The following is a 12,857-nucleotide window of genomic DNA, read 5'->3' as shown; positions in this document are numbered from 1 at the left end:
GTCCCAAGATATAAGGGCCGGAAACACATTCTATACACTTTTTCCTTGATTTTATCGAGACCTAACCATGTTAAATTATAACATAGTATCACTTAGTTTTCTAATAGATTAGCTTTTTTATGAGAGGGTTTTTTCAAACTAATTTCCTTTTATTTTCAGAAAAAAACTGATAGTTAGGAAGATTGAAATAAGTGGATAGAAAAAGAGATAGCTCAGATGTGAAACTATCTCTTTCTTCCTAAACTTATATTTTCAAATTCCAAAATCGAATAAATTTAACCATATTTCAAATCAAAAAATACAGTCTTTCTTATACTGTTAAAGCGATACAAAATAGACTTGCCTACTCACCATTTGCTAAATATAGATATTACATAATTTTCCTTTGTCTAATTTTACTAAATTTCGTAATTTTTTATTTTACTCTTCTTTCATTATTTCTGAGTGATATAATAAGAATGAGTGTTATAAGCGTATAATGCTTGTAATTGAAGTAAAATCAAAACTACTTATTTCTAGGAGAAAAAAATAGCTTATATTTTTTATAGTGGTGATGTTATCCTTAAATCTTAGAGTCACTATTGTATAATTTAGACAAAGGACAAAAACATGAAAAAACGCTACTCAAAAGAATTTAAAGAAACCCTTATCGCCTTCTATCATTCTGGTCAATCCGTCACCCAGCTGTCTAAAGAATACGACGTGGCCCCTGCAACAATTTATAAATGGATAGACCTCTGCTCTAAATCTAATGAAAGCTCCGTCTCTAAAGCTGATTTTCTAGAATTAAAAAGACAACTGGCTAAAGTTAAGGAAGAACGAGACATCTTAAAAAAAGTATTGACCATATTCGCCGAGAAAAAGAAGTGAGTGCTGCGGATATGACTCAAACCATACAAACTTTAGCACTCAATGTCAGACTAAGCTGTCAACTCCTTGATGTTCCTGAATCAAGTTATTATGAACGGATTAACCGACATCCATCTAAAACTCAATTAAGGAGACAATACCTTGAAAAGGCAATACTTTTCTGTGCAAAATTTATAAAGTGTTTTTGTTAAACGATTGCTCTTTTAGTCATGGGTGTTTGGTAATTAAGTGTGCTGTGGATGCGATGGTGATTCCACCAGTGGACATAATCCTTGGTTTTAAGGGTTAATTCTTCCAGAGAGCGGAAGTTTTCTTGGTTGATAAACTCCAGTTTGAAGGAGCGATAGGTACTCTCAGCTACCGCATTGTCATAAGGACAACCCGCTTGACTCAGCAAACGTGTGATGCCAAAGGCTTTTAACATCTCATCAATCAAGGCATTATCAAACTCCTTACCACGATCAGAATGGAAGAGTTTGACCTTGGTCAGAGAGCGTAGGGAATGCTTTGAATGGCTTCTTTGACCAAGTCAGCAGTCTTGTGCCAACCAAAAGATAGGCCAATAATTTCACGGTTGAAGAGGTCAATGATAAAGCAAACGTAAGCCCAACGATTGGTAACACGAACATAGGTTAAGTCCGTCACAAGGGTTTCCAATGGTTTTTGTTGGTTAAACTGTCTCTCTAAGAAATTCGGAACTGGTGCTTCATTCTTCCCTTTAGAATGCGGTTTGAAGGTAGCCTTCTGGTAAACAGAAACCCAATTCAATCTCTTCATGATGCGACGAGTCCGACGGCGAGACAAGGTAATCCCTTGTGCTTCCAGACATTTCTTAATCTTCCTAGCGCCGTATCTGGACTTACTGTCAAGAAAAATGCGCTTCACCATTTCCTAAAGTTGTACCTCAGATACTGGCACTACAGCTTTGTAGTAATAGCTAGAGCGAGGAATCTTCAACCAACGACACATGGCTGAAATGCTGTATTTATCCTTGTTAGCAGTGATTATTTCCCTTTTCGTGCCATAATCACTGCCGATTGCTTTAGAATGTCTAATTGCATTTCGAGCTCTTTATTTCGTTTTCTGAGTTCTATCAACTCACGTTGTTCACCTGTCAGATTATCGACAGTTTTAAAGGAACCAGTTATTCTTGCTTGTTTAACCCACTTATCGAAGGTTGAGGGTGTTAAATCATATTCTTTGATCAGTTCACTGCGTTTTCTACCTACATTGTGCAAGTCAACGATTTGTTGTTTGAAGTCATCTGTGAAGTAACGGCGAATTTTTCTAGACATATCTGTTCTCCTCTTTTCTTTAGTGTAGAACACTTTATAAATTCTGTCTAGTTTAATGTAACCTATTCATTTTTTAGTTCGACCGTCAGATTTTCGTCTAAGGGCTTATCTTTACTACTAAGTAGTTTCTTAGACACTTTAATTGTTTCCTCTAAGCTACTGTTTTCTTTTTGAATTCTGGCTGTCACTTCATTAAATGACTTTACCGCTTTTTGATGTGGTGAAATTACAAGTAGATAGTACCCTATACCAAAACATAATAGTACGATAAGAGAAATTATGGCTTTTTTCTTTGAATCAATTTTTTTCATAAAATCAGATTTCATTTTTAATCTCCAAAAATCAAGTCTTCAGGTCCCCAAATAGCTATCAGGGATTTACTATTAATTATTCTGTTTTATTATACTTAAATGTTCTAATATTTTAAAGTAGTCTTTTGATTATTATTCAAGAAATTCAATGTTGTCTGTTTATAGATAAGAACTTTATCATCATAAGTTATCTCATAATAAAAACACCACAAGTTAGATTTTTTCTGTCTAACTTTTGGGGTGTAGTTCAAAATAAGCCTTTTTTTGGGGGGCTAAATTCAGTAAATTGTACTGTATTTCAATTCAAACTCTACCTTTTTTCGTAATACCTGGTTTTTTGTCTCATTTATCATTCTTTGATAAATGTCAGTAATACCAAGCACCTATTAGAGACTTTATTCGTTTCTCATCACTTATAACCTATTATTTCAGACCAAGGGTTAACAAAAATGAGTTTTCGGAGCTTATGTAATTGAGAAAAACAAATGTATTTACTTTACTTTTTTGTAAGTTCATTTTATAATGTATATACAAAAGGAGTAGAGCCATGAATGTTATCTTAAGAAAAACAGGAAATAGTACGGTTATTACAATTCCACATCAAATTAAAGAGACTCTTGGAGCAGAAATCGGAGAAGAAATCGAATTCATTACTTCAGGAAACAATGTCATCATTCGCAAAGCTGAGCCAAAATTTAATTTTGATAAAGAACTAGAAAAAGCCATGAACCAATACGATGAACTTTTGAAAGAATTGGTGGATAAATGAGGTATCTGACCGTTGCAGATATTATCAAAATCAATGTTATGGTTATTGGCAAATATTCTCCAAAGGAACCCGTTGGAATAGCTGACCCTAATAGCTTGCAGATGATTGTTGAACAGCCAAAACAGGAGATTTTCGGCAAAGTTCTCTATCCGGATATTTACAGTAAGGCTGCTATTATTTGGATTAACTTGATTAAGAAACACCCTTTTTATAATGCTAATAAACGGACTGCTGTTCTTGCCTTACATATGTTTCTGGCAATGAATGGCTACCAATCTAGTCTTTCCTTACATGATGGACTTGAAAAAACAGTTGAAATTGCAACGTTTCAAGGAGATTTTGATGAATTGAAAACAACCATTATCCATTTCCTAAAACAAGATGGAAATGTAACAAAATGACGATAAAAAGTGGTTATCAACCTTTAGTTGACAACCACTTTTTGTATTTCCGGCTCTTTGTCAACTGTAGTGGGTGACGAAAAGCTAACATCTAGAGAGGACCGGATAGGTTTTCTCTTTTTGTATGTTCAGAGTGATGAAGACACGCTTCCTAAAGTTGATGAAGTTTCTAAAACCAAAGACCAACCGTTTGATGTCTTTAATCAACTTGTTAGTCGCTTCAAGTTTCGCGTTTGAATAGTCCGTTTCTAGTGCGTTTTTGATGTATTGCTTGTGTCTAAGAAAAGTCCTAAAGACAGTTTGAAAATAATGATTGACCTTGCTCCTATTTTCCTCTATCAGTTCAAAGAACTCATCTACTCTCTTCTCCTGAAAGTGAAAAAGCAAAAGCTGATAAAGTGTATAGTAGTCAGTAAGCTCTTTTGAAAAGACTAGTGTCTTCGCAACGACTTCATGTGGTACTAAAGCTTGACGGAAAGTCTTTAAATAGAAAGAGTTGAGAGATAACTTACATCTGTCTTTTTGGAAGAGTCGCCAGTGATTTTTCAGGGCTCGATAGGGTAGTGACTTCTTATCGAACTGGTTCATAATTGCAATTCTTGTCTTTAAAAAGGCACGTCCAAGGTGCTGGATGATGTGGAAACGATCAAGAACGATTTTTGCGTTTGGAAAGAGCTTGCGAGCCAGTGGAATATAAGCTCCAGACATATCCATCGTGATAAACTGTACCTGTTGTCGGACTTTCAATGGATACTTCAAAAAGTAGTTTCGTATAGTAGTTTGGCGGCGATTATCAAGGATGGTTATGAGTTCGTTTGTCTCATAATTCTGCGCCACAAAAGCCAATTCCCCTTTCTTGAACCCAAACTCATCCCAGGACATAACGGCAGGGAGTTTGTCATAATGTTCCTTGAAAGTAAACTGATCAAGCTTACGATAGACAGTGGACGTCGACACGCGAAGTCTTCTTGCAATATCAGTTAGTGACACCTTCTCAGTTAGGAGTTGTGTAACTTTTTGTTGGACTAGATTGGAGATTTGGCAGTTTTTCTCAACGATAGATGTCTCAGCTACCGTGACTCTCCTACAATTTTTACACTGGAAATGACGTTTTTTCAGACGTAGTAGAGTTGGCGTTCCCGCTTGCTCGAGAAGAGGGATTTTAGAAGGCTTTTGAAAGTCGTACTTGATCATTTTTCCATGGCAATGAGGACATGATGGTGCAGGGTAATCAAGTTTTGCTTGAATCTCGATATGAGTGTCAGTTTCAAAAACAAGTGAAATAATGATATTTTGGTCTTTGATTCCGATTAATTCTGTGGTATTCTTAATAAGTCTCATAAGTTCTTCCTAATGATGGTTTGGTTGCTTTTCATTATAGTTCTTATGGGACTTTTTGTGTACACTCAAAAAGCTCTATAATCTCTACAGTAGTTTTACCCACTACAGAAATTATAGAGCCACTATTCGTTGCTTGTCTTCCTTTAATTCTTCAATTGGAAAAAGTTCATCTAGTTTTTTAGATCCAATTCAAATAAGCAAAGAAAAAAAGACAGCTCCAGTTTCGGAAAACTATCTCTTTTGAAGCTCTATCACATTTAACAGTTGGAATAATAACTTAGAAATAATTAGTTATTGTGCAGGTCTCAAAGTTGCTGCTACTGTTCTAATAGAACTTGGTGTAAGTTCATCTTGTCTTTCTTCATCTGTGACTACACGAGATTTTGGAAAGTTCTCGATAGGCTTTTCATGTTCTTGAGCTTGCTTTTTAGCTTGTTCAAGTCGTTGGTGTTGGGCTTCTGGGCCCCAGTCTTTTTCTGCAGCAATCTCAGAGACCATAAAGGCACTATATCGATATGCCTCTGGAACAATCGACTGAATTTGTTCTTTAGTGAAGCGGTCTCCCTCACTATAATCAACGACATACCAAATTAGTCCGCCATTGCCATCTTCTCGTGCTGCAAGGAAGTGTTCACATCCAATAGGATTTGAGAGGTTGATCATAAAGAGTTCTTCAGACCATTCTTCAGTCATTACAGCATCAATGAATGTTTTATATTCATCGTCCGAGGCAAAATTTAGATGCCCGTCCTTTTCAGCTTTTTGAGCTTCACATAATACCTCAAATCGTTCTTGGTATAGTGAGAAATTGTACTGCTTCAAAAAACTTGCTTGTTCCGTTGTTAAAATATTTTTCTTCATCGTGATTACCTCTTATTCTAAGTTAAATGTCAGTGTTACCTTGGTCAATGGGATGTGTTTAAGCCCCCAAGAGCCAGATTTCAGCAACACTTTGAACATACCAGCTACATTTCCTTCTGTATCTTGCCTAAACTTTTCATCTCTGATTTCCGTAAGACCTTTAAACTCGTGAGAAATGCTACTAGCAATAGATGAACGCGTAGATTCCTTGATTGAAAAGGCAATACTTTTCTGTGCAAAATTTATAAAGTGTTTTTGTTAAACGATTGCTCTTTTAGTCATGGGTGTTTGGTAATTAAGTGTGCTGTGGATGCGATGGTGATTCCACCAGTGGACATAATCCTTAGTTTTAAGGGTTAATTTTTCCAGAGAGCGGAAGTTTTCTTGGTTGATAAACTCCAGTTTGAAGGAGCGATAGGTACTCTCAGCTACCGCATTGTCATAAGGACAACCCGCTTGACTCAGCAAACGTGTGATGCCAAAGGCTTTTAACATCTCATCAATCAAGGCATTATCAAACTCCTTACCACGATCAGAATGGAAGAGTTTGACCTTGGTCAGAGAGCGTAGGGAATGCTTTGAATGGCTTCTTTGACCAAGTCAGCAGTCTTGTGCCAACCAAAAGATAGGCCAATAATTTCACGGTTGAAGAGGTCAATGATAAAGCAAACGTAAGCCCAACGATTGGCAACACGAACATAGGTTAAGTCCGTCACAAGGTTTTCCAATGGTTTTTTGGTTAAACTGTCTCTCTAAGAAATTCGGAACTGGTGCTTCATTCTTCCCTTTAGAATGCGGTTTGAAGGTAGCCTTCTGGTAAACAGAAACCCAATTCAATCTCTTCATGATGCGACGAGTCCGACGGCGAGACAAGGTAATCCCTTGTGCTTCCAGACATTTCTTAATCTTCCTAGCGCCGTATCTGGACTTACTGTCAAGAAAAATGCGCTTCACCATTTCTTCAAGTTGTACCTCAGATACTGGCACTACAGCTTTGTAGTAATAGCTAGAGCGAGGAATCTTCAACCAACGACACATGGCTGAAATGCTGTATTTATCCTTGTTAGCAGTGATTATTTCCCTTTTCGTGCCATAATCACTGCCGATTGCTTTAGAATGTCTAATTGCATTTCGAGCTCTTTATTTCGTTTTCTGAGTTCTATCAACTCACGTTGTTCACCTGTCAGATTATCGACAGTTTTAAAGGAACCAGTTATTCTTGCTTGTTTAACCCACTTATCGAAGGTTGAGGGTGTTAAATCATATTCTTTGATCAGTTCACTGCGTTTTCTACCTACATTGTGCAAGTCAACGATTTGTTGTTTGAAGTCATCTGTGAAGTAACGGCGAATTTTTCTAGACATATCTGTTCTCCTCTTTTCTTTAGTGTAGAACAGATATGTCTAGTTTAGTGTAACCTATTCAACCACTATTTATAATGAAAAAGGTAATATAAAGGATATTGATACTAATACTTGAAGAGATATATACAATAAAAGCAAACCTACTTTCAAACAGGGAGCCTATATATCCGCTATAGCAGCTTCTCTAGAAGGGGTTACTGCATTTATAACAGCAATAATTAAAAAAAAGCGCTTAGGGAAAACTATTAGTGAGTTTACAAAAGATGATTGGCTTGATATCTCTAAAGATAGTGGAATTGGAGCTATTAAAGGAAGTACTCGAGGTGTTACCATCTATGCCCTAACAAATTACACAGCCACTCCTGTAGCAGTAGCAAGTTCATTGTGCACTGCTTCATTTGGTATCGCTGAAGAAGCATACAAATTCCGTAAAAACTTAATCACAAAAGAAGAATTTTTACTAAATTCGCAAATCTTATGTATTGAAGTATCAGTTAGTGCATTATCCTCAATGCTAGGACATGCTATAATTCCAATACCTATTTTAGGAGCGGTTATCGGAAATACTATAGGAACTTTCCTATATGAAATCTCTAAAGATAATCTCACAATGAAAGAAAAATTACTAATGGAAGATTACTTAAAGGAGATACAAGAATGTGGCTATTTTTTAGAGGATGAATTTGAATTACATAACCATCAACTTCAGAGAGAAATCAAGGCTTACTATAAACCTTTAGGAAAGGCATTTTCTCCTGACCATAGCATCGCTTTTCAGGAATCTATAGAATTAGCAGTAAGTTGTGGTGTTGATGAGGTGGATATACTAAAAAATGAGGAGGAAATTGATAATTACTTCACCTAGCTAAAAGTTCAACGAATTAGGGAGACATTAGGTAGCCTCATATTACCTTGATTAGTTTTTGCTATAACATTGTCAAATATGATGACAAAAAAATCCGTCCGCACTTTTTTACGAGTAGGACGAATTAAATATGTTATACAAACCATCAGCTTTTTAACAATTCTACATAAGGTAGTTGTTGATGCAACTACCTTTTTTCTATGCTTATTAGAACAAATTTGACATGGCTACAACTGCGATTATCTGATATAGAGTATTATATAAACTGATTCCTCCTACCCCTTATCCACAATTTTAATACGGCTACTGCCATCGTGCGACTTGATGATAACTAGTTGCTGAGCAATACCTTCTTTCATATCGTCCACGTGGCTGATGACACCGACCATGCGATTTTCACCGATTTGTTCTAGGACAGAGATAGCCTTGGTGAGGGCTTCCTTATCAAGTGAACCGAAACCTTCGTCGATGAAGAGAGCTTCAACAACAGCACCCTTGCTGGTATTTTGCACCACTTCTGAGAGGGATAGGGCAATAGCCAGTGCGGCGATAAAGGTTTCTCCACCAGACAAGGATTTAACGGAGCGTTCACTACCTGTCAGCTGGTCATAGACGTTGATATCCAAACCGAAGTGATCACGCGCCCTGCGTCCTTCCTCACTTAGAACAAAGGAATAGCGGTTATCCGTTAATAGTCCGATGTAGTTAGCATTGGCATAGTCCAAGATTTGTTGGAAATACTGACGGATAACGTAGACCTCAAGATTAAGACGACCAGTTAGAGCAGTATTTTCTCCCTTAACCACCTTAACCAAATCACTGAGTTCTTGGTGGGCCTTAAAGGCCTCTTGGTTGCTGTCTTGAAGGGTTTTAGCCGCTTGGTAGGTAGCCGTCGCATCCTTAAGTCCCTTTTCCATGACAGAAAACTGAGCGAGCTGCCTATCATAGATTTCCTGACAATTCTGTACTGCTTGCGCTAGACTATCGAGATCTGGTTGTTCTTGATTTTGGAGAAGCTCTTGCCCCTTACGAATCTGCGCCTGTAATTCTTGTTTGAGCGTTGCATAGGTCGTTAATTTGGCCTGAAGCATAGGAATAGCTTGATTATTTACCTCAATAAGCCAGAGTTCGACCTGCTCTAAGTCATTGGCGAGGGCTCCTTCAGCCTTGAGACTTTGCTCTAATTCAGCAGATAATCGCTTAACATCTTGATTTACCTTATCTTTAGACTTAGTTATACTCTCAATCTGCCCCTTGATTCCTTTAATGTCGGCATGAAGTTGGTTGTAGGCTTCGCTATTTTCCTTGACTTGCTTATTGTAGAGGTTCAGCTCCTGATGAGCAAGGGAAATCCGTTCTTGATATACCTCAACAGACTCAAGTTCTGGATGACCTTCCTGCAAGTCCTCTAGGCGTTCTTGAGCTTGGTCAAGCACTGCCTTGGCCTCTTGATAGGTTTTAGCCAAATCTGTCGCTTTTTCTTGAGCCTTACCTAGCTCATCTTGATATCGGACATAATCTCTCTCTTCCCTATCATAACGTTTTTGTAACTCTTGATAATACTGCTCAACCTTCAGGAGTAGGGCTTGCCCACGGTCAGTTTCATAGTCTACCGAAAAATCAAAATCAAACCGTCCCTTAACGTGCTCTTCTAATTCTTGATAGTGCTTTTCAAGAGTTACCTTGACTTTAGCCACTTTGTCAAGCAAATCCTGACGTTTAGATGCAACTTCACTCAAGGTAGCCTGACGATTTGATAAAGTAGCGACTTGCTTTTCTTTTTGAGCTTGAAGCTTCTCCACCTGATCCATGAGATTTTTCAAGGCCACTTCATCAGCCTGTGCTCCACCAATATTAGGGTGTTCCAGAGCACCACAAACCATACAAGGCTGCCCCTCCTCTAACTCTGCCTGCAGTTGGACGATCATGAGTTGACGGCGTGAAGCCAAAGTCCTTCTTAACTCCTCTTCCAATTCTTTGAGAATTTCTTGAGCTTGATCAATATCGAAAGATAACATTTGATGACGTTTTTCGGTCTTTGTCAACTCCTGATTCAAGTCCTCTATTTCTTTCAGGTCCTGAGCCAGTTGATTCTCCACACTGTAGCCCACAATCTGGAGGAGTTTTTCGGCCTCATGTAAACTCTCTAAACTAAGACGATTAGCCTCCAAGTCAGACAAGGACTTGTTAAGCATCTCAATCTCTTTTCTAGCCTGCTGATAGGTTTCTTCCAACTGCTTGTAGTTAGTCATTGAACGTTTGATTTTCTCCTGTTCTTGGGCAAGACTCTGGGCATAGATAATATCCTCTTTCCAAGTTTCAAGCTCCTCTTCTTTTTGAAGAAAATCCTTAGATTGAACTGCGAGTTCCTCTTTTTGAGCCTTAACATCCTCAAACGCCTGACGCTTTTCACTTAATACTTCTTGAGCAATGTCAAGGTCCTGCTCTAATTGTACCAACTGTTTCTGATATTGCTTCAAGCTACTAATGGTTTCTTGTAATCCTTGAGCGAACTGTAATTCCTCCAGATGTGCTTTTGCCTCTGCCTGTCCCTGAGCTCCCTCCTCAATTTCCATACGGTAACGCTCCTTGGCTTGCTCCACTTCTTGAAAAATCTTTGCCATATCTTGGGCAGTTTGCAAACTCTTCTGCAGTTGTGCCAAATCCTCATGGGCATCCTTCAAGATGCTTTTTTGCTTCGTAACATTTTCTTGACGCTGAGATAAAAACTCTTCAAGACGTGTCAATTTTTCAGAGGCTGGCGTTTGCTCCAAGAGGGCTAATTCTTCCACAGACCAAACCTGACTGGCAAAATGGCCATCTAGCTGAGCCTGACGCTTTTCCATATCCTTATTACTCTGACGAAGACGCTCTTCCAAGCTCTTTTGAAAATGGTCAAAAATACCCGTTCCAAAGATTTTCTTTAAAATTTGAGTCTTGGTCTTAGAATCTTCTTTCAAGAAACGGCTGAAATCATTTTGTGGAAGGAGAATAATCTGTTTGAACTGCTCAGCATTGAGCCCCAAAATCTGCTCAATCTGGTCACTCACTTCCTTGATCTTATCCCCAAGCTTTTCAATTTCCTGACCACCAATCTTATCCACAATGACTAGAGAAGCCGTCGCCTTTTGCATGGTAGTGCCCCCACCCTGCTTGGCCCTCTCTTGCTGGAGAACTCGGTCAATGCGATAAAGGTGATTGCCTTGTTGGAAATAGAAAGTCACCTTGGTCAAATCATCCTCTGGACCAGCGAAAGTTGACCGCATCTCCTCAACATTACGATCACCACTGGTCGTAGCAAACAAGGCTACCGTTATGGCATCAAAGAGAGTACTCTTACCAGCCCCTGTGTCCCCTCCAATCAAAAAGAGGGGAGCATGGTCAAACTGAGTGAAATTAATAACTTCCTTACGATATGGTCCAAAATTGGTCAATTCTAACTGGACTGGTCTCATTGTCGACTCCTCTCAATCTCCTCAAAAACACTTTCCACAAGGGCAGTCTGTCTCTCAGATAAGACATCGCCCCCAGTTACTGTCTGGTAAAAATCAAATACGATTTCCTGGGGCGACTGCATTTCCAAATCTTTTAAGTGCTGATCAACGGTCAAGTTTTCTTCCCTAACATCACCCAGACGACTGAAAGTAATTTCTACAATGTCTGTCCCATAAATCTCTTCCAGTTGGGCACGCACATTGATACCCTCTAATTCCTTACGACTAGACAGTTGAATATCAAAGGCGAACCAGGCTTTTTGACAAGGTTGATTCTTATAAAATTCAGGTGACATCAAGGTTTCAAAAGATTCCTGTAAAGCCACAATCGGCCGTTTAACCTCTAGAGTATGGAAGGTCTGAGACATATCACCAGACGCATCCAGTTCAAGAATATAGACACCCTTTTCTTCCTTACGCTTGGCTTCTTTGACATTAAAGGCGACTGGACTGCCTGAATATTGCACGCGCTTGGTAGGACTAGCAAAACGCGTATGGATATGCCCTAAGGCAACATAATCGAAAGACTTGAAAAGGTCACTGGTCACATTGGTAAGACCACCTACCGTATTACTGGTTTCAGACAACATCAATTCTCGAAGACCCTGACCATCGCTATCATCCTTCTTAGAAACCGCAAAATGCGCCACCAAGACATGAGCTTTGTCAGGATCAAAAGCTTTTTCCATATCCTCAAGAATGTAGGTCAAGGCATCACCAATCCCCTGAATTTCCTTTCCCTCATCATCCTTATAGTAAATACGAGCATCAATAGGATCGATAAAAGGCAGCAGAAAAATCTGGCAATTCTCCAACTCAATAGGCTCAAAAGCCTCCTCCAAACGTGTACTTAAATGAAGGCCCTGATGTTGAAAGAAGTCACGCCCAAAATGTAAACGTTCAGCCCCATCGTGATTACCACTAATCGCATAGACAGGAATCTGCTCCTCCAGTACCAAGCGGGCCAAGGTCTTATTAAAAAGCTTAATCGCATCCACAGGGGGCACCGCACGGTCATAGAGGTCCCCAGAAATGATAACCCCATCCACTTTTTCGCTAATAGCCAAATCCACAATTTGTTGAAAAGCCCACTCCTGCTCCTCCAACAAAGACCAGCCATTGAGGGTTCGTCCTACATGCCAATCTGACGTATGTAAAAACTTCATGACAACCTCCTCATTCATTTTGTCTTACTTCTATTGTACCTTATCAAGCTAAATACTGCTTAAAAGTTTCATAGGCTTTGATAGTTTTCCCGTTTTTTAGCTGTAAAGATCAAAAAATCT

At 38.7% G+C, this 12,857-nt stretch carries 7 protein-coding genes and 4 pseudogenes; 4 read left to right on the top strand and 7 right to left on the bottom strand.

From position 1 onward, the window contains the following. Nucleotides 1-609: 609 nt before the first annotated feature. Nucleotides 610-1,025 (top strand): annotated as a pseudogene (locus tag NST05_RS04195) (transposase); the annotation flags it as partial. 32 nt (nucleotides 1,026-1,057) lie between these two features. Here NST05_RS04195 and NST05_RS04190 read toward each other — a convergent pair. Together NST05_RS04190 and NST05_RS04185 are read right to left on the bottom strand one after the other, a co-directional pair. Next, nucleotides 1,058-2,165 (bottom strand): annotated as a pseudogene (locus NST05_RS04190) (IS3 family transposase). 62 nt (nucleotides 2,166-2,227) lie between these two features. Next, a complete protein-coding gene (locus tag NST05_RS04185; RefSeq protein ID WP_084828952.1) occupies nucleotides 2,228-2,491 on the bottom strand; it encodes a hypothetical protein in 264 nt (87 codons plus the stop codon). A 532-nt stretch (nucleotides 2,492-3,023) separates the two neighbouring features. Here NST05_RS04185 and NST05_RS04180 point away from each other — a divergent pair. Together NST05_RS04180 and NST05_RS04175 are read left to right on the top strand one after the other, a co-directional pair. Continuing rightward, nucleotides 3,024-3,245, top strand: coding sequence for an AbrB/MazE/SpoVT family DNA-binding domain-containing protein (locus NST05_RS04180; RefSeq protein ID WP_084828953.1), 222 nt, complete (start codon nucleotides 3,024-3,026; stop codon nucleotides 3,243-3,245). Continuing rightward, on the top strand, nucleotides 3,242-3,646 hold the full coding sequence (locus NST05_RS04175) for a type II toxin-antitoxin system death-on-curing family toxin (protein ID WP_084828954.1): 405 nt from the start codon (nucleotides 3,242-3,244) through the stop codon (nucleotides 3,644-3,646). The genes NST05_RS04180 and NST05_RS04175 overlap by 4 nt, the downstream gene beginning before the upstream one ends. Nucleotides 3,647-3,737: 91 nt before the next feature. Here the strand turns inward: NST05_RS04175 and NST05_RS04170 are convergent. The 3 genes and pseudogenes from NST05_RS04170 to NST05_RS04160 all read right to left on the bottom strand — a co-directional run bounded on the left by NST05_RS04170 (nucleotide 3,738) and on the right by NST05_RS04160 (nucleotide 7,212). After that, nucleotides 3,738-4,987 (bottom strand): annotated as a pseudogene (locus NST05_RS04170) (ISL3 family transposase). Nucleotides 4,988-5,278: 291 nt separating this feature from the next. Continuing rightward, nucleotides 5,279-5,848 carry a hypothetical protein gene (locus tag NST05_RS04165; protein WP_084828951.1) on the bottom strand — a complete coding sequence of 190 codons (570 nt, stop codon included), beginning with the start codon at nucleotides 5,846-5,848 and terminating at the stop codon, nucleotides 5,279-5,281. 258 nt (nucleotides 5,849-6,106) lie between these two features. Then, nucleotides 6,107-7,212: pseudogene (locus NST05_RS04160) on the bottom strand (IS3 family transposase). A 382-nt stretch (nucleotides 7,213-7,594) separates the two neighbouring features. Here NST05_RS04160 and NST05_RS04155 point away from each other — a divergent pair. Further along, nucleotides 7,595-8,077 carry a hypothetical protein gene (locus tag NST05_RS04155; protein ID WP_232693833.1) on the top strand — a complete coding sequence of 161 codons (483 nt, stop codon included), beginning with the start codon at nucleotides 7,595-7,597 and terminating at the stop codon, nucleotides 8,075-8,077. Nucleotides 8,078-8,352: 275 nt separating this feature from the next. Here the strand turns inward: NST05_RS04155 and NST05_RS04150 are convergent, their stop codons facing one another. Both NST05_RS04150 and NST05_RS04145 read right to left on the bottom strand, forming a co-directional pair. Further along, nucleotides 8,353-11,532 (bottom strand): AAA family ATPase, encoded by a 3,180-nt coding sequence (locus NST05_RS04150; protein WP_084828955.1) that lies wholly within the window; start codon nucleotides 11,530-11,532, stop codon nucleotides 8,353-8,355. Then, entirely contained in the window at nucleotides 11,529-12,737 is a 1,209-nt protein-coding gene (locus NST05_RS04145; RefSeq protein ID WP_084828956.1) for a metallophosphoesterase family protein, read from the bottom strand. The genes NST05_RS04150 and NST05_RS04145 overlap by 4 nt, the downstream gene beginning before the upstream one ends. Nucleotides 12,738-12,857: the final 120 nt, after the last annotated feature.

Source organism: Streptococcus sp. FSL E2-3494, from assembly GCF_038007085.1.
GTDB lineage: Bacteria > Bacillota > Bacilli > Lactobacillales > Streptococcaceae > Streptococcus > Streptococcus thermophilus.
This window is presented reverse-complemented; position numbering and strand designations above follow the sequence as displayed.